This is a genomic window from Halomonas sp. BMC6, assembly GCF_964204995.1.
In the GTDB taxonomy this organism is placed as follows: Bacteria; Pseudomonadota; Gammaproteobacteria; order Pseudomonadales; family Halomonadaceae; genus Vreelandella.
On record NZ_CAXNSH010000001.1, the window covers coordinates 1,637,279 to 1,653,572 of the forward strand.

15 protein-coding genes are annotated in these 16,294 nt (G+C 60.2%); 8 read left to right on the forward strand and 7 right to left on the reverse strand.

The genetic code is table 11. From position 1 onward, the window contains the following. Positions 1 to 130: 130 nt before the first annotated feature. The 4 genes from AB6K10_RS07760 to AB6K10_RS07775 all read left to right on the forward strand — a co-directional run bounded on the left by AB6K10_RS07760 (position 131) and on the right by AB6K10_RS07775 (position 4,356). Positions 131 to 910 (forward strand): ThuA domain-containing protein, encoded by a 780-nt coding sequence (locus AB6K10_RS07760; RefSeq protein WP_159341385.1) that lies wholly within the window; start codon positions 131 to 133, stop codon positions 908 to 910. Then, on the forward strand, positions 907 to 1,956 hold the full coding sequence (locus AB6K10_RS07765) for a Gfo/Idh/MocA family protein (protein WP_159341386.1): 1,050 nt from the start codon (positions 907 to 909) through the stop codon (positions 1,954 to 1,956). The genes AB6K10_RS07760 and AB6K10_RS07765 overlap by 4 nt, the downstream gene beginning before the upstream one ends. Before the next feature lie 63 nt (positions 1,957 to 2,019). Next, complete coding sequence (locus AB6K10_RS07770) at positions 2,020 to 3,282, forward strand: ABC transporter substrate-binding protein (RefSeq protein WP_159341387.1); 1,263 nt, start codon at positions 2,020 to 2,022, stop codon at positions 3,280 to 3,282. Positions 3,283 to 3,366: 84 nt separating this feature from the next. Then, complete coding sequence (locus AB6K10_RS07775) at positions 3,367 to 4,356, forward strand: LacI family DNA-binding transcriptional regulator (protein WP_159341388.1); 990 nt, start codon at positions 3,367 to 3,369, stop codon at positions 4,354 to 4,356. Here the strand turns inward: AB6K10_RS07775 and cdd are convergent. The 7 genes from cdd to AB6K10_RS07810 form a co-directional block, all read right to left on the reverse strand. Further along, positions 4,353 to 4,760 (reverse strand): cytidine deaminase, encoded by a 408-nt coding sequence (gene cdd, locus AB6K10_RS07780; RefSeq protein ID WP_159341389.1) that lies wholly within the window; start codon positions 4,758 to 4,760, stop codon positions 4,353 to 4,355. The genes AB6K10_RS07775 and cdd overlap by 4 nt on opposite strands. A gap of 37 nt (positions 4,761 to 4,797) precedes the next feature. Beyond that, complete coding sequence (gene deoD, locus AB6K10_RS07785) at positions 4,798 to 5,523, reverse strand: purine-nucleoside phosphorylase (RefSeq protein ID WP_159341390.1); 726 nt, start codon at positions 5,521 to 5,523, stop codon at positions 4,798 to 4,800. 93 nt (positions 5,524 to 5,616) lie between these two features. Next, positions 5,617 to 6,861 carry a phosphopentomutase gene (locus tag AB6K10_RS07790; protein ID WP_159341391.1) on the reverse strand — a complete coding sequence of 415 codons (1,245 nt, stop codon included), beginning with the start codon at positions 6,859 to 6,861 and terminating at the stop codon, positions 5,617 to 5,619. Continuing rightward, complete coding sequence (deoA, locus tag AB6K10_RS07795) at positions 6,861 to 8,213, reverse strand: thymidine phosphorylase (RefSeq protein WP_159341392.1); 1,353 nt, start codon at positions 8,211 to 8,213, stop codon at positions 6,861 to 6,863. The genes AB6K10_RS07790 and deoA overlap by 1 nt, the downstream gene beginning before the upstream one ends. Further along, complete coding sequence (deoC, locus tag AB6K10_RS07800) at positions 8,214 to 9,020, reverse strand: deoxyribose-phosphate aldolase (protein ID WP_159341393.1); 807 nt, start codon at positions 9,018 to 9,020, stop codon at positions 8,214 to 8,216. 83 nt (positions 9,021 to 9,103) lie between these two features. Next, entirely contained in the window at positions 9,104 to 10,387 is a 1,284-nt protein-coding gene (locus tag AB6K10_RS07805) for a NupC/NupG family nucleoside CNT transporter (protein WP_159341394.1), read from the reverse strand. Positions 10,388 to 10,421: 34 nt separating this feature from the next. Continuing rightward, positions 10,422 to 11,267, reverse strand: a complete 846-nt coding sequence (locus AB6K10_RS07810) for an outer membrane protein OmpK (protein WP_159341395.1) — start codon at positions 11,265 to 11,267, stop codon at positions 10,422 to 10,424. A gap of 282 nt (positions 11,268 to 11,549) precedes the next feature. Between AB6K10_RS07810 and AB6K10_RS07815 the strand changes: the two genes are divergently transcribed. From AB6K10_RS07815 to cyoC, 4 genes are all read left to right on the forward strand, one after another. Further along, the gene (locus AB6K10_RS07815; RefSeq protein ID WP_159341396.1) at positions 11,550 to 12,317 is read left to right on the forward strand and encodes a DeoR/GlpR family DNA-binding transcription regulator; all 768 of its coding nucleotides are present in this window, start codon (positions 11,550 to 11,552) and stop codon (positions 12,315 to 12,317) included. A 289-nt stretch (positions 12,318 to 12,606) separates the two neighbouring features. After that, a complete protein-coding gene (gene cyoA / locus AB6K10_RS07820) occupies positions 12,607 to 13,653 on the forward strand; it encodes a ubiquinol oxidase subunit II (protein ID WP_159341397.1) in 1,047 nt (348 codons plus the stop codon). A 2-nt stretch (positions 13,654 to 13,655) separates the two neighbouring features. Then, a complete protein-coding gene (gene cyoB / locus AB6K10_RS07825; RefSeq protein ID WP_159341398.1) occupies positions 13,656 to 15,683 on the forward strand; it encodes a cytochrome o ubiquinol oxidase subunit I in 2,028 nt (675 codons plus the stop codon). Then, the gene (cyoC, locus tag AB6K10_RS07830; protein WP_159341399.1) at positions 15,683 to 16,294 is read left to right on the forward strand and encodes a cytochrome o ubiquinol oxidase subunit III; all 612 of its coding nucleotides are present in this window, start codon (positions 15,683 to 15,685) and stop codon (positions 16,292 to 16,294) included. Before cyoB ends, cyoC begins: the two co-directional genes overlap by 1 nt.

Below are 16,294 nucleotides of genomic sequence, written 5' to 3' on the forward strand. Positions count from 1 at the left end.
TGTGTCGTTGAATGCGACTAAAAGCTAATAAGTAAACGTTTACTCTAATAACGTAAACGTTTACTTTTTTGCCCAGGCGCCGGTCGAAACGGCTGGTGAAGTGATACACGAACACGCTTGGGAGAGAGCGATGACACTACGAGTCACCGTGTGGGGCGAAAACGTCCACGAGCAAACCAACGAGGTGGTAGCACGCATTTACCCAACCGGCATGCACCAGTGCATCGCCGATGGGTTGAATGAGTCAGAGGCGCTGTCCGCCACCGCCGTCACGCTGCAAGACCCAGAGCAAGGTCTTAGCGAGGAGACGCTGGAGAATACCGACGTGCTTCTGTGGTGGGGCCATGCCGCCCACGGCGACGTGCTGGAAGAGACCGTTGATCGGGTGCAAAAACGCGTGCTGCAGGGCATGGGCTTGATCGTGCTGCACTCCGGCCACTACTCCAAAATCTTCAAACGGCTGATGGGGACTACCTGCTCGCTGAAATGGCGGGAAGCCGGCGAGCGTGAGCGCCTTTGGGTCGTGAATCCTGGGCACCCCATCGTGCAAGGTCTGGGGGATTATCTAGAGCTGCCCCATACCGAAATGTACGGCGAGCCCTTCGCGGTGCCGAATCCGGATGAGGTGATTTTCATCAGCGCCTTCGAGGGTGGCGAAGTATTCCGCTCCGGCCTGACCTACAAGCGTGGCAACGGCAAGATTTTCTACTTCCGCCCCGGCCATGAAACCTACCCGATCTACTACGACGAGCAGGTGAAACGGGTGCTCAAAAATGCCGTTGTCTGGGCACAGCCGGAAGGCTCCCGTTGGATCGATAGCTGCCCCAACGTGCCCGCCGACCAGGCGCCCAACCCGGTCGAGATCAAAGGTGAAAGCTTGCACAAACCCGGCGAGGAGGGCTTCAAATGATTCGTATCGCAATTATTGGCGCAGGCAGCATGGCGGGCGAACACGCCAAGCACTATGGCCGCATCGAAGGCGTTGAGGTCGTGGCGGTTTGCGATCGCGACTATCCCAAAGCCCAGGCGTTTGCCGAGCGCCACGGCATTGCCGATGTGTATCAAGACTTGGACGCCATGTTGGCCCGGGACGATATCCACGCGGTGAGCAACGTCACCCCGGATGGCGTGCACAAGGTCACGTCGCTGGCTGCCATTGCCGCAGGTAAACACATTCTGTGTGAAAAGCCCCTAGCCACCAACGCCGAGGATGCCCATGAGATGGCCGCCGCCGCCCAGGCCGCCAACGTCATCAACATGGTCAACTTGAGCTACCGGGACGCCCCTGCCATTCAGCACGCCCGCGCACTCGTCACCGGCGGCGCCATTGGCACCGTGCGCCATGTGGACGCCAGCTACCGCCAAAGCTGGCTGGTGAGCAACGCCTGGGGCCGCTGGGATCAGGAGAGCCAATGGCTATGGCGGCTCTCGGAAGCCCACGGCAGCAAAGGCGTACTGGGGGATGTGGGTGTACACATCGTCGATTTCGCCAGCTTCCCAGTGGGGGACATCACCCGCGTCAACTGCGAACTCACCTGCTTCGATAAAGCGCCGGATAACCGCATTGGCGACTACGTGCTGGACGCCAACGACACCGCGCTGATGCGCGTACGCTTTGCCAACGGTGCCATGGGTACTATCCAAGCGACCCGCTGGGCCACTGGCCACCACAACTCGTTAACGCTGAGCGTTCACGGTGATAAAGGCGCCATCCGCGTGGATCTGGATGCCTCCAAAGACGAGGTACAGGTGTGCCTGAACGACGATGTGCATCCTGCCCGCTGGAGCACCGTTAAAGCGCCGCCCACGCCCAGCATTTATCAGCGCTTCATCGAGAGCATTCGCACGGGGGAGAACGACCAGCCCGATTTTGCTCGCGGTGCGGCCATTCAAACCGTGCTGGACGCCTGCTTCGTTTCTAGTCAGGAAGATCGCAGCATGGCGATTGCCAGCTAACGAGCACGTTGCAACACGCATCTTTAAACGTACGACACCCAATAACAAAATGAGGACGCGACGATGCGCCAACCACTGAAAACACCGCTGCTACTGCTGACCCTGCTGCCCACGGCGCTGCCTGCCATGGCCGCCGAAATTACCGTTGCCTGCGGCGACGGTGGGGCGGCGGATTTCTGCCCCGAGCTCTCCCAGCGCTGGGCCGAGGCCAACGGCCACCAGGTCAATATCGTCACCACGCCTGCATCGGCCACCGAAAAATTGTCGCTCTACCAACAGTTGTTGGGCAGCCAATCCCAGGATGTCGACGTGCTGATGGTGGATATCGTCTGGCCGGGCCTGCTGGCCGAGCACTTGGTAGATTTGCACGATTACCTGCCGGAAGGCGCAGCAGAAGGCTTTATTCCCTCGCTGATGGAGAACAACACCGTGCAGGGCAAGCTGGTCGCGCTGCCCTGGTTTACCGATGCCGGGCTGCTCTACTACCGCCACGACCTGCTTGAGCAGTACGGCGCTGACGTGCCGCAGACCTGGCAAGCGCTCACCGACACTGCTCGACGCATTCAAAACGCCGAACGGGAAGCGGGCAACGAGCGCATGCATGGTTTCGTCTTTCAAGGGCGCGCTTACGAAGGGCTGACCACCAACGCGCTGGAGTGGGTGGCGAGCTACGGCGGCGGTACGTTCGTGGATGCCGAGGGGCAGGTCACGGTGAACAATCCCCAGGCGGTGGAAGCGCTGGCGTTAGCGGCTTCTTGGGTGGGGGATATCAGTCCAGAAGGTGTGCGTAACTACATGGAAGAGCAGGCTCGCGGCGTTTTCCAGGCGGGCAACGCGGTGTTCATGCGTAACTGGCCCTACGTGTGGTCGCTGGGCCAAGCGGACGGCACGCCGATTCAGAACAAATTCAGCGTGGCGCCGCTGCCCAGCGGGCCAGAGGGCGAGTCCGTCGCGACGCTGGGCGGCTGGAATTGGGCGGTGTCCCGCTATTCGGATGAGCCGCAGGCCGCCGCTGACCTGGTGGCTTATCTCACCGCTGAAGCGCAGCAAAAAGCCCATGCCATCGAGTTTGGCCGCAACCCCACGCGCCCAGCGCTGTACGAAGACGACGAGGTACTGGCCGCGCATCCGTTCATTGGCGAACTGTATGAAACGGTGATGAACGGTGTACCGCGTCCGGCCAGCGTCACCGGCGATGCCTACCCGCGAGTCTCCAACGCGATCTTCAACCGCGTGCACGATGCGCTGTCCGGCAGCGTCACGCCGGAGCAAGCGGTGCAGCAGTTGGATAGCGAGCTGGCGCGACTGGGACGGCGTGGCTGGTAGCGCTAGCGGCGTTAGCGTCCGTGCATTCAGCGCTTTTCGGCCCCGCTTTTTGTACAATCAGGGCCCGACTGGCTGAGGCATGGCATGAAACAGAACAAACCGAGCGCACAAACCGCCACCATTCGTGAAATTGCCCGGCGTGCCGAGGTCTCGATTGCCTCGGTAAGCCGGGCGCTGAACGGCAAGCCGGGGATCAGCGACGCGCTGCGCGACAAAATCCTCACCATCAGCCGTGAAGTGGCCTATCAGCCCAGCGCAGCGGCCCGGCAGCTCATCAGCGGCAAAGCCGCTGTCGTAGGAATCTCCCTTGGGCGGCAGGATATCGAGCTGCGCCCCTACTATATTCTGCTCTATCAACACCTGACCGTCGCGCTGCACCAGCAGGGCATGGTGCCGATCTTTTTCCACCACGACCAAACCCATGAGCTGCCCGAACGGGCGGGCGCGGCGATTTTGTTAGGGGAAACCGGGGAGGACGAGCGCCCAAGCGTACTGCGTGCGGCAGGCATACCGTTCGTGCGCATTGGCAATGCGGGGGAGGGCTTTTCGGTGGCCCCGGACGATGTCTCCGGGCTCTACCAGATCACTCAGCATCTGATCGAACAAGGGCGAACGCGGATTGCCTTCGTGGGCGGGGAGTTAGACGTGCCGCGCCCCCACAGCCGCCTTTCCGGTTACCAGCAAGCGATGGCCGAGGCGGGGCTGAGCGAGCAGCTGCTGAACCTGCCTCATCGGTTTACCTCCGACTCCCTGACCAGCTACCGCCATCTCAATCGCTTTCTCAATCAGGAAGGCGCTGAGCAGCTACCGTTCGATGCGCTGGTCTGCGCCACCGACGAGCTGGCACTCGGCTGTGTCGCCGCGCTGGAAGATCGCGATATTCGTGTGCCCGAAGACGTGGCCGTTACCGGCTTTGACGACCTGCCTACACTAGCCACCGGATTAACGACGGTGCGCCAGGATATTGCAGCCATTGCGGCGATGAGTGTCGAGCTATTGAGCGAAGCGCTGGCGGGAAAAGCGCCCCGGCACGTGTCGCTGCCGGTGGCGCTGGTGTTACGAGAAACCTCTTAACGCCCTGGCAGCTGCTCCGGGCCGAAGGCATCGGGCAGCAGGCTGTCCATGGTGTAGGTTTTTAGCACTTCACCCTGCTTGGAGAGCACCATGATTTGCGTGCTGGGGGTAGCGAACTCGCGAATGCGCTGGCGGCAGTCGCCGCAGGGCGTGCAGAGATGCTCGCCAGGGCCCATGACGTATACCTTGGCAAGCTCACGCTGGCCGGCGGTAATCATGGCAGAGATGGCCGAGGCTTCGGCGCATAGCCCTTTGTAGTGGGCCACTTCCACGTTACTACCGGCAAACTGCTGACCATCCGGGCACTCCATGACGGCAGCGACCGGGTGGTTGGAGTAGGGCGCGTAGGCGTTGCCCAAGGTGGTCAACAGCGTGTCTACCAGGGCCTGATCCGCACGGCTCATGACGTTATCCTCTCAGTGGGCGCTTGTTCCCAAGCGGTTAAGCGTTGGCAGCGTCGTCGCGCAGAACGGTGTCGAGCGCAATCACCATCATGTCATTGAAGGTGGTTTGACGGTCGGCGCTGGAGAGCGAGTCGCCTTTCAGAATGTGGTCAGACACGGTGCAGATGGTCAGTGCGCGGGCACCGAACTCGGCAGCTACGCCGTACAGGCCAGCGGCTTCCATCTCGACGCCGACAATGCCGTAGCGCTTCATCAGCTCGGCCATGTCGGTTTGCGGGTTGTAGAATAGGTCCGCTGAGAAGATGTTGCCGACTTTGACCGGCACGTTCTGCGCTTTGGCGGCCGCAACGGCGTGGCTGGTCAGCTCGAAATCGGCGATGGCAGCAAAGTCGTGGTCGTTGAAGCGCATGCGGTTCACTTTGGAGTCGGTGCAGGCGCCCATGCCAATTACCACGTCGCGCACGTTGACATCGTCGCGTACCGCGCCGCAGGAGCCGACGCGAATGATCGACTTGACGCCGTAATCGGTAATCAGCTCTTTGGCGTAAATGGAGACGGAAGGAATACCCATACCGTGGCCCATTACGGAAATCTCGCGGCCTTTATAAGTGCCGGTGTAGCCGAACATATTGCGCACATCGTTCACTTGGCGCACGTTCTCCAGGTACGTATCCGCGATGTACTTGGCGCGCAGCGGGTCGCCGGGCATCAGTACGGTATCGGCGAAATCGCCCTTCTCGGCATTGATATGTGGGGTAGCCATGGAACACTCCTCTCTAAAAAATGTTTGGCCTGAATAACCCAATCAGTGGCATTCAGGCCGTGCACATAAGCGTGCTAATGGGGTTGTCGGCTTTTATGCCGCGTTCGGTAAAAAGCTCTCGCCATCGGCCATGGCATCGACGGCGAAGAACGCCGCGAGGGTTTGGCCAATGTCGGCGAAGGTGCCGCGCTCGCCCAGCGGGCCGGGGGTGAAGCCTGCGCCGCGTACCATGATTGGCACGTATTCGCGGGTGTGCTCGGTTCCTTCCCAACTGGGGTCGCAGCCGTGGTCGGCGGTGAGCAGCAGCAGGTCGTCGTCGTTAAGGGCGGCGAGCAGCTCCGGCAGGCGGGCATCGAAGTGCTCCAGCGCAGCGGCGTAGCCCGGCACGTCCCGGCGGTGCCCATAGACCGAATCGAAATCGACGAAGTTGGTCATGATCATGGTCGGGCGGTCGCTAGTTTCGTTGGCGGTTCGCGCCACTTCTGCCAGGGTGGCCTCCATCAACGCGTCGTGGCCGCTGGCTTTGACCTTGTGGGTAATGCCGCAGTGGGCGTAGATGTCGGCGATCTTGCCAATCGACACCACTTCACCGCCGGCTTCAGCCAGCTTTTGCAGCACGGTGGGGGTCGGCGGCTCGATGCTGTAGTCGCGGCGATTGCCGGTGCGGGCAAAGCTTTCGCGGTCGTCGCCGATAAACGGGCGGGCGATCACACGGCCAATGTTGTAGGGCTCCAGCAGTTCGCGAACGGTTTCGCACAGCTTGTAGAGGCGCTCTAGGCCAAAGTGCTCTTCGTGGGCGGCAATCTGGAACACGGAGTCCGCCGAGGTGTACACGATAGGTTTGCCGGTGGCGATATGCTTTTCGCCCAGGCGGGCAATGATTTCGGTGCCCGAGGCGTGGCAGTTGCCGATTACGCCGGGCAGGTCTGCCTGCTCGACGATGCTGTCCAACAGCGCTTGGGGAAAACTATCGGTTTTGTCGCTGAAGTAACCCCAGTCGAAGCGCACCGGCACACCGGCAATTTCCCAGTGGCCGGAAGGGGTGTCTTTCCCGCTGGAGATCTCTTTGGCGTGGGCGTAAGCGCCGTTCAACTGCTCGGGCAGGCTGACGCCTTCCGCCACGCTACCGGTGGCATCCCGGTGGGCGTGGAACAGGCCGAGCGCGGCCATATTGGGGAGCTTCAACGGGCCGGAACGCTCGGCGGTATCCGCTTCGCCACGGGCGCAAGCAGCGGCGATGTGGCCTAGAGTGTCGGCACCCTGGTCGCCAAAGGTCGCGGCGTCTGGCGCGCTACCGATTCCAAAAGAGTCGAGTACTAAGACAACGGCACGGCGCATTAGGCTTCTCCTCGGAAGGTCTCTTGCAGCAGGGTGTCGGCGGTGGCCTCGGCGTCACCGAGGGTGACCGCCGCGCGTAGCTGGGCGGCGGCACGAGCGGCGGCCTCTTCGGTGCGGGCGTGGACGATAGCCAGCGGGCGCTGGCTATCCACGCGGTCGCCGATTTCGACGATATCGCTAAAGCCGACGCTGTGATCGACGCTGGCGTCGTTACGCAGGCGACCGCCGCCCAGTTCCACCACGCTCATGCCCACGGCGCGGGTATCGAAGCGCTGGACGATGCCGCTCTGCTCGGGGTACACCGCTTGAATCACCGGGGCGGTGGCCAGGTAGCTGTCCGAGCGCTCCATAAAGTCGGCAGGGCCGCCCAGTTCGCGCACCATGCGAGCGAAGACCTCCGCCGCCGCGCCAGAGGTGAGCGCTTTATCCAGCTTGGTGAGGGCTTCTTCGCGGTTGGCCACCAGTTTGCCCGCAATCAGCATCTCAACGGCGAGTTCGCGGGTGACCTGCATCACACGGCTGTTGGCGCGCTCGCCGCGCAGCAGCGCCAAGGTTTCGACGATCTCTACCGCGTTACCGGCACAGGGGGCCAGCGGCTGGCTCATATCGGTGAGCAGCGCGGTGGTGGGCGTGCCCGCTTGGGTCGCGACGTTGGCGATACTTTTCGCCAGCTCGCGGGATTTTTCCGGGGTGGGCATGAACGCGCCGCTGCCGACCTTAACGTCCATGACCAGGGCGTCCAGGCCAGAGGCCAGCTTTTTACCCAGGATGGAAGCGGTAATCAGCGGAATGGATTCCACGGTGGCGGTGACATCACGCACGCCGTAGATGCGTTTATCCGCCGGGGCGAGGTTGCCGGTTTGGCCGATGATCGCCACACCGGTGGATTTTACGACATCGCTGAAGCGCTCGGGCGCGGGGTAGGGGTCGTAACCGGGGATTGATTCCAGCTTATCCAGCGTGCCGCCGGTGTGGCCCAGGCCACGCCCAGAAATCATCGGTACGAACGCGCCGCAGGCGGCGACCCACGGGCCGAGCACCAGCGATACCAGGTCACCCACGCCGCCGGTGGAGTGTTTGTCCACAATCGGGCCGGGCAGGTTGAGCGAATCCCACTGCATCACGTGGCCGGAGTCCCGGGTGGCGGTGGTCAGCGCCACGACTTCTTCCCGGCTCATGCCGTTTAAAAACACCGACATGGTGAAGGCGCCAATCTGCGCGTCGCTGATGCGGTCGTCGGCGATGCCCTGTACGAAGGCTTTGATCTCTTCAGCGGGCAGCGGCTGGCCGTCGCGCTTCAGGCGAATCAGTTCTTGGGGGAGCAGGGCGTGGTGAGAAGCGTTAGACGGCATTTAGTAGCCTCCATTCGTCACGGCATCAGCATTGCCGTTTAGCGTGTTCAATAAGTTATTCAGCAGGCTGGATGCACCGAACCGGAAGTGCTCGGGCGTGACCCACTGCGGGCCCATGATATCAGCGGCCAGCGCGAGGTACTCGGCGGCGTCTTCGGCGCTGCGTACGCCACCTGCGGCTTTGAAGCCAACGTCTTTGCCGCTGGCTTTAATCGCCTTGAGCATGATCTCGGCGGCTTCCAGGGTAGCGTTCACCGGCACTTTGCCAGTGGAGGTCTTGATGAAGTCCGCGCCACCTTCAATGGCCAGCTCGCTAGCGCGTTGGATAAGCGCAGGCGCTTTGAGTTCGCCAGATTCAATAATCACTTTTAGCTGCGCTTGTCCGCCGCAGGCGGCTTTACACATTTCTACCAGCTCGCGGCCGGTCTCTTCGTCGCCTGCCATTAGCGCGCGGTAGGGGAACACTACGTCGACTTCGTGGGCGCCAGACGCCACGGCTTCGCGGGTTTCACGGGCAGCACCCATGATGTCGTCGCCGCCGTGGGGGAAGTTAGTCACGGTGGCAATCTTGACTTGGCCGTCCAACTTGTGGGCACTCAGGGCGCGGGCGGCGGTGACGATGAACTGCGGATAAACGCAAACCGCCGCCGGGTTGCCGAACGGCGTCTTCACCTGCTGGCACAGCGCTTCAATCACGCTGTCAGTGTCGCTGTCGTTCAGACTGGTCAAATCCATCAGCGTCAACGCTTGGCGAGCGGCTTGGGTGAGTTGGGCTTGAGTGAGCTGGGGGGAGGCAGTCGCGTTCATGAAATTCTCGCAAATCAATAAAAGACAAAACGGGCACTGCGAAAACATAGCAGCGCCCGTTGCATGGTGTCGTACTCGCTGCGTTACGCCGTGACGTTGCTCAGCGCAATGAAGAAGCCGGCGATGGAAGCAGACATCAAGTTAGAGAGCGTACCGGCCAAGACGGCTTTCACACCGAAGCGGGCAATCTCCTTGCGACGCGTGGGGGCAATGCTACCCAGGCCGCCCAGCAGAATCGCAATGGACGACAGGTTGGCAAAGCCACACAGGGCAAAGGAGAGAATCGCCATGGTGTGCGGGGTCATCATCTGACCCGTTGCCGCCACCACCTGTTCCCCATCGATATAGGGGGCCAGGTTGATGTAGGCCACGAACTCGTTGACCACCAGCTTCTGGCCGATGAACGAACCCGCCAGGGTCGCCTCTTCCCAGGGCACGCCCAGCAGGAAGGCCAGCGGCGCAAACAGCCAGCCGAGAATCAGCTCAAGGCTCAGCGATTCAAAGCCGAACCAGCCGCCAACGCCACCTAAAATGCCGTTGATCAGCGCGATCAGGCCAATGAACGCCAGCAGCATCGCACCGACGTTGGCTGCCAGCATTAGGCCAGACGTTGCACCGGAGGCCGCTGCATCCAGCACGTTGGTGGGTTTGTCGTCCTGCTCTTTCAGCTCTTCATCGACCTTGGAAACGCTGTCGCTGTCTTCAGCGTCTTGGGTTTCCGGCATGATCAGCTTGGCGAACAGCAGGCCACCCGGCGCCGCCATGAAAGAGGCCGCGACCAAGTACTCCATCGGAATACCCAGCGCCGCGTAGCCCGCCAAAACGGAACCGGCTACCGATGCCAAGCCGCCACACATCACCGCAAATAGCTGCGAAGGCGTCATGCGGGCAATGAACGGACGCACCACCAGCGGTGCTTCGGTTTGGCCGACGAAGATGTTCGCAGTCGCGGAGAGCGATTCGGTACGTGAGGTGCCCAGTGCTTTTTGCAGCGCGCCGCCCAGAATCCGAATGACCCACTGCATGATGCCCAGGTAGTAGAGCACGGCAATCAGCGACGAGAAGAAGATGATGACCGGCAGTACCTTGATGGCAAACACAAAACCGACGTTTTCCACATCGGCCAAGCCGCCAAACAGGAAGCCGATACCGTCGTTGGCGTACACCAGTACCTGGCTAACGCCCGCCGAGATGGCCTGAAGCACCGCCTGGCCGAACGGCACGTACAGCACGAACGCGCCAATACCGGCCTGGATGGCGAAGGCACCCAGCACGGTGCGCAGCCGAATCGACTTGCGGTCGTAAGAGAAGATCAGGGCGATGGCCACCAGGGTGACCATACCAACCAAGCTCATGATGAGGGTCATGGGAGTACCTTCGGATCGTGAGGAGTGTGAGCGATTACAGTAAGTTCAACTTCACTGAGTAGATCATCGCGTTTTGATAAGCGTCCGGGGTGCCCAGTTTATTCTCTGAGTAGCGGTACTGCACGCCCGTGGTGATCAGATCGGACGGGTGCCACCATAGGCTCAGCGCACCGTTGGTACCGACGCTGCCTGCTTTGTCGCCCACGTAGTTCTGAGTCAGGTACTCGTCGTCGCGGCCGAAGGTCTGCTCGTGCCAGTTGGTCACGCTGAAGTTTTGGTTCAGGGCGGTAAAGTCGTAGCCCGCGACCCAGCCAGCCATGAAGCCGTTCATGCCGGTGTAGCTATTGCTCTGCACACGGGCTGCACCGATGAACGGTTTGAACCACAGGCCGTTGTCGAACGTGGTGCGATACCCCAAGCCGAGAATTTGGTCTTGCTCGCGAGACTCGTAGCCGTAGTCGCGGAAATCGTACAGGTGGGCGTAAATCGACAGCGGGCTGTCGCCCAAGTAGATGTGAGAGGTCACTTTACCCGCAGTACGGAAGTTGTCTTTACCGCCGCTGGCTTGGTCGAACTGGTCGTTGGTCGGGTTCTCGAAATCGAAGAAGCCGTAGAATTCGCCCCAGCTAAAGCCGACGCCGCCTTCGATTTCAACGAACGTAAAGTCGCTTTTCGCCGCGTTGCTGGCGGTGCGTGCTTCGGTGCCGTTCGACCAGTCCAGGTAGTTGACTGAAACGTTGGCAAACGACCACAGACGGTCGAGGGTTTGCGGCTCGGCATCGTCGGCAAACGCAGGGGTTGCTACGGCAGCACTGGCCAGTAAAACGCCAGCGCCAAGCGTGACGAACGAAGAAGAACGAGAGTGGGATAGAGCAGTCATGGAAGCCTCAACAGGTTTGTATCTCGGGGCCAGAGGGGCTGGCGTTCCGACGTTATGGGTCGTGTGGGCTGGCGTTGATGTTAAAATTATAACATTGAGTGTTATTTTTTTAACGTTGATTTGCAAGTATTGTCACATCAACGCTATTTAAATGTGATAAGCGCATCATATGCGGGTGATAAACGTGCGTAGCAGTGGAAATCAGCGAGGGGCTAGCTCAGCATAGAGCGCCTGGTAGGGCTTAGTGCTGATAACAAAATGAATCATAAGGAGATGCCAGACATGAACGATCGGAGCGCACAGCGCATGGCGATGTTGCAAGAAGCGTTGGCTAGCGGGGGAACGCTGCATCTTCGCGATGCTGCCGAGCTGTGCGGCGTCTCCGAAATGACCATTCGTCGGGACCTTTCAACGCAGCCGTCGGCCATTAGTCTACTGGGTGGGCGGCTGGTGATGGCCAGCTACCCGGGCGTGACGCCGGTGTACGATCTGACCGAACAGCAGGCGAGTCACTACCAAGTGAAGCAGCGGCTTTGCCAGCGTGCAGCCAGCTTTATCGAAGAGGGCGACACGCTGTTCATCGACTGCGGCTCCACACTGATTCCGCTGCTGGGCCAGCTCAGCCGCTTCCGCGAATTAACCGTAGTGACGTATGCGCTCAACGTGGCCAACGCCGTGGCCGGGTTGCCCAACGTGCGCTTGGTGCTGCTGGGCGGACTGTTCTATGCCTCCTCCCAATCGTTTGGTAGCGACGGCATGGGCGCTGCTATCGAGCGTTTGGGCATCAATAAAGCACTGATCTCTGCCGCAGGCGTGGATTGCGAACGAGGCGTAAGCTGCTTTCATTTTCATGAAGTCGGGCCCAAACAAGCGGCCATTGCCACGGCGATGCAGCGGCTGTTGGTGGTCGATGCCAGCAAATTTGGCGTGGTGCGCCCGGCCTATTTTGCCTCGCTGGAGGATTTCGATATCGTCGTCACCGACGATGAGCGAGCCCCTGGCCTGCTGGAGCGCCATCCACTGCCCACCTTGAGCGTCACGCTCGCCTAAACAGAGAGGATGCTGCTTGGCACCCAACGGGTGCGCAGGGTGCGGCATAACGTCTCTTTCTGATTGACCCAGATCAATAGAAAATACTTTAGTCTTAGTTGATGCACGCAAGGTGCACGGCCAAGGCTCGCCACCAACCCCATAAGGTGGCGCATATTTTTCCCGGAGCAACGCAGTTGCGCTCACTGTTCTGGGAAAAGTATGGGGTGATAGTTAGCTTGCTACTTAGTTGGCTACACGTCCGCCAAGCAGCAGGCTGTTTTAGACAACTCTCTGATGAGATCACACCATGCAACTACCTACCCACTGGCGCAGGCGAGGCACTTTTGTGCTCGTCGTATTGTGCTTGCTGTTAACGGGCTGCAGTTCTGCATTGCTGGATCCCAAGGGGCAGATTGGCGTCGAGCAACGCTCGCTGATTTTGACCTCCTTTGGGCTGATGCTGATCGTGGTCATTCCGGTCATCGTGATGACGCTGCTGTTTGGCTGGCGCTACCGGCGCAGTAACCGCGTCGCCAAGTATCTGCCGGACTGGGCGCACTCCAACGCCATCGAAGCGGCCGTTTGGACCGTGCCCTGCTTGATCATTGCCGTACTCGCCTTTCTCACCTTTAAAACCTCCCACAGCCTGGACCCCCACAAACCGCTGGAAAGCGACGTGGAACCCATGGAGATCCAAGCCGTCGCGCTGGATTGGAAGTGGCTGTTCATCTACCCGGAACAGGGCATTGCTAGCGTCAATGAACTGGCCTTCCCGGTAGATACCCCCGTGCGCTTCCGAGTGAGTTCTGGCTCGGTAATGAACGCCTTCTTCATTCCACGCTTAGGCAGCCAGATCTACGCCATGGCGGGCATGGATAACGACGTTCACCTGATTGCCGACGAAGAGGGCGTCTACCCCGGCCGTTCCACCAACTACAGCGGTGCTGGCTTCTCTGGGATGACCTTCGATGCCCACGTCACCTCTCCGGCGGAATTCGACGCCTGGGTGGAAAACGTGCGTGCCGCCGACGACACCCTGACCTTCCCGGATGGTTACGAAGCCTTGGCGCAGCCGACGGAGTATCACCCGGTGGAGTACTTCTCGGCGGTCACGCCCGAGCTGTATGAGTCGATCGTCAGCAGCTTCCACAGTGGTGACGGCAGTGGGCACGGCGGTCATGCAAACCACGGTGACGCCATCAGTGATGCCCACGATAGCCACGGCGAATCCAGCGAGCTAGAGAGCGCCAACGGGTCGCAACAGCAGGCCGCGATCGGCCACGTTACCAATCAGCATGCAGGTGATGACCACGCCTTGGGCGGCCATCCCACAAGCGTTGAAGCGGGGGGTTAAGCATGTTTGGAAAACTCACGTTAGAAGCAATTCCGTATCACGAACCGATCATTATGGTCGTTGCCGCCTTCATGGCGATTGGGGGTGCCGCGCTACTGGGCGCACTGACGTACTACCGTAAATGGGGCTGGCTGTGGAACGAGTGGTTTACCTCCGTTGACCACAAAAAGCTCGGCATCATGTACTTCGTGGTGGCCTTGGTCATGCTGCTTCGCGGCTTTGCCGATGCGATTATGATGCGTACCCAATTAGCCATGGCGGCCGGTGGGGCCGCAGGTTATCTCCCTCCTGAACACTACGATCAGATCTTTACCGCCCACGGCGTGATCATGATCTTTTTCGTTGCGATGCCCATGGTCATCGGCCTGATGAACCTGGTGGTGCCCCTGCAAATCGGCGCACGCGACGTTGCTTTCCCGTTTTTGAATAACCTGAGTTTCTGGCTGTTCGCCGTCTCGGCGATTTTGGTCAATATTTCCCTCGTGGTAGGGGAGTTCGCCAAAACCGGCTGGCTCGCTTACGCGCCTTTATCGGGGATAGAGTTTAGCCCTGGGGTGGGGGTCGATTACTGGATATGGGCACTGCAAATATCCGGGATAGGCACCACGCTCACCGGCATTAATTTCTTCGTTACCATTCTGAAAATGCGCACCCAAGGCATGACCCTGTTCCGCATGCCGATTTTTACCTGGACGTCGCTGTGCGCTAACGTCCTGATCATTGCCTCGTTCCCGATTCTGACCGCGACCATCGCGCTGCTAACGCTTGACCGCTACTTCGGTATGCACTTCTTCACCAATGACTTTGGCGGCAACATGATGATGTACGTCAACCTCATTTGGGCCTGGGGTCACCCGGAAGTGTACATTCTGATTCTGCCGGCCTTTGGCGTGTTCTCTGAAGTCATCGCCACCTTCGCGCGCAAGCGTCTGTTTGGTTACAAAACCATGGTCTGGGCCACGGTGGCCATCACGCTGCTGTCGTTTATCGTGTGGCTGCACCACTTCTTCACCATGGGTGCTGGCGCCAACGTGAACGCCTTCTTCGGCATCATGACGATGATCATTGCCATCCCCACCGGGGTGAAGGTGTTCAACTGGCTGTTTACCATTTTCCGCGGCAGCCTTGAGCTGACCTCGCCGGTGCTGTGGACCCTTGGCTTCATCATCACCTTTACCCTAGGCGGTATGACTGGCGTGATGCTGGCGCTCCCGGCGGCTAACTTCGTGCTGCACAACAGCCTGTTCGTGATTGCCCACTTCCACAACGTGATTATTGGCGGCGTGGTATTCGGCATGATGGCGGGCCTGACCTACTGGTTCCCCAAAGCGTTCGGCTTCACGCTGAGCGAGAAGTGGGGCAAGCGCTCGTTCTGGTGCTGGTTCATCGGCTTCTACGTCGCGTTCATGCCGCTCTACGTGTTGAGCTTCTTCGGTGCCGTGCGCCGTATGCAGTCCTACGCGAATCCTGAGTGGCAACCCTGGATGATTCTGGCTTGGGTAGGTGCCGTGATCATCATGATGGGGATTGCCTGCACCATCATTCAGTTCTGGGTCAGCATCCGCGACCGCAAGCTGAATGCCGACCTGACCGGCGACCCCTGGGATGGCCGCACGCTGGAGTGGTCGACCTCGTCGCCTGCGCCGTTCTACAACTTCGCGCGCCTGCCGGAAGTCGGTGATATCGACAGCTTCTGGTCGCAAAAGCAGCGGGGTAACGAGCAGTTGGACGAAGCGCCCTACACCGATATTCACATGCCGCGTAACACCGTGGCGGGGCCGGTCATCAGCTTCTTCGCGCTGATTCTAGGCTTTGCGCTGGTGTGGCATATCTGGTGGCTGGCCGCCGTCGGCGCGCTGGGTGCGGTGGTAAGTTTCCTAGCACGTGTATTCAACGAAGATATCGACTACTACGTGCCCGCCGCTGAAGTGGCGCGCATCGAGCGCGAGCACGAAAAGCGCAAAACCTCTGCGCCGAGTAGCGCAGCGTCTGATCGTGAACAGACCAACTATGTGGAGGCACGAGCGTAATGGCCACCGATACCCTACATCATGGCGCCGCAGCCGAGCCCCATGAGCACCACGACGCGACCGGCACGAAAGTGTTTGGCTTCTGGGTCTACTTGATGAGTGACCTGGTGATCTTCGGGTCACTGTTCGCTACCTACGCCGTGCTGATGAAAGGCACGGCTGCCGGCCCCACGGCGGCGGATATCTTCGAGCTGCCCTTCGTGCTGGTGGAAACCTTCCTGCTGCTGTTCAGTAGCTTCACCTTTGGTATGGGCGTGCTGGCGATGAACGCCGAGCGCGTCGGCCAAGTAAAAGCGTGGCTGGCGATCACCTTCCTGCTGGGTGCCGCGTTCGTCGGCATGGAAGTGTACGAGTTTCAGCATCTGATTCATCAGGGCTACGGCCCTGATCAGAGCGCGTTTCTTTCGTCGTTCTTTACCCTGGTCGGCACCCACGGCCTTCACGTCACCGTGGGTTTGGTGTGGATTCTGGTCATGCTGGTGCAGCTTTCGACCAAGGGCATCACCCCGATGACGCGTCCACGGATTCTGTGCCTCAGCCTGTTTTGGCACTTCCTGGACATCGTGTGGATCTGCGTGTTCTCGTTCGTTTATCTGATGGGAGTGCTGTGA

Bases quoted from the DNA above. Each gene is read 5' to 3' on its own strand.
- AB6K10_RS07760 (WP_159341385.1), top strand. From the start codon at position 131: ATGACACTACGAGTCACCGTGTGGGGCGAAAACGTCCACGAGCAAACC.
- AB6K10_RS07765 (WP_159341386.1), top strand. From the start codon at position 907: ATGATTCGTATCGCAATTATTGGCGCAGGCAGCATGGCGGGCGAACAC.
- AB6K10_RS07770 (WP_159341387.1), top strand. From the start codon at position 2,020: ATGCGCCAACCACTGAAAACACCGCTGCTACTGCTGACCCTGCTGCCC.
- AB6K10_RS07775 (WP_159341388.1), top strand. From the start codon at position 3,367: ATGAAACAGAACAAACCGAGCGCACAAACCGCCACCATTCGTGAAATT.
- cdd (WP_159341389.1), bottom strand. From the start codon at position 4,760: ATGAGCCGTGCGGATCAGGCCCTGGTAGACACGCTGTTGACCACCTTG.
- deoD (WP_159341390.1), bottom strand. From the start codon at position 5,523: ATGGCTACCCCACATATCAATGCCGAGAAGGGCGATTTCGCCGATACC.
- AB6K10_RS07790 (WP_159341391.1), bottom strand. From the start codon at position 6,861: ATGCGCCGTGCCGTTGTCTTAGTACTCGACTCTTTTGGAATCGGTAGC.
- deoA (WP_159341392.1), bottom strand. From the start codon at position 8,213: ATGCCGTCTAACGCTTCTCACCACGCCCTGCTCCCCCAAGAACTGATT.
- deoC (WP_159341393.1), bottom strand. From the start codon at position 9,020: ATGAACGCGACTGCCTCCCCCCAGCTCACTCAAGCCCAACTCACCCAA.
- AB6K10_RS07805 (WP_159341394.1), bottom strand. From the start codon at position 10,387: ATGACCCTCATCATGAGCTTGGTTGGTATGGTCACCCTGGTGGCCATC.
- AB6K10_RS07810 (WP_159341395.1), bottom strand. From the start codon at position 11,267: ATGACTGCTCTATCCCACTCTCGTTCTTCTTCGTTCGTCACGCTTGGC.
- AB6K10_RS07815 (WP_159341396.1), top strand. From the start codon at position 11,550: ATGAACGATCGGAGCGCACAGCGCATGGCGATGTTGCAAGAAGCGTTG.
- cyoA (WP_159341397.1), top strand. From the start codon at position 12,607: ATGCAACTACCTACCCACTGGCGCAGGCGAGGCACTTTTGTGCTCGTC.
- cyoB (WP_159341398.1), top strand. From the start codon at position 13,656: ATGTTTGGAAAACTCACGTTAGAAGCAATTCCGTATCACGAACCGATC.
- cyoC (WP_159341399.1), top strand. From the start codon at position 15,683: ATGGCCACCGATACCCTACATCATGGCGCCGCAGCCGAGCCCCATGAG.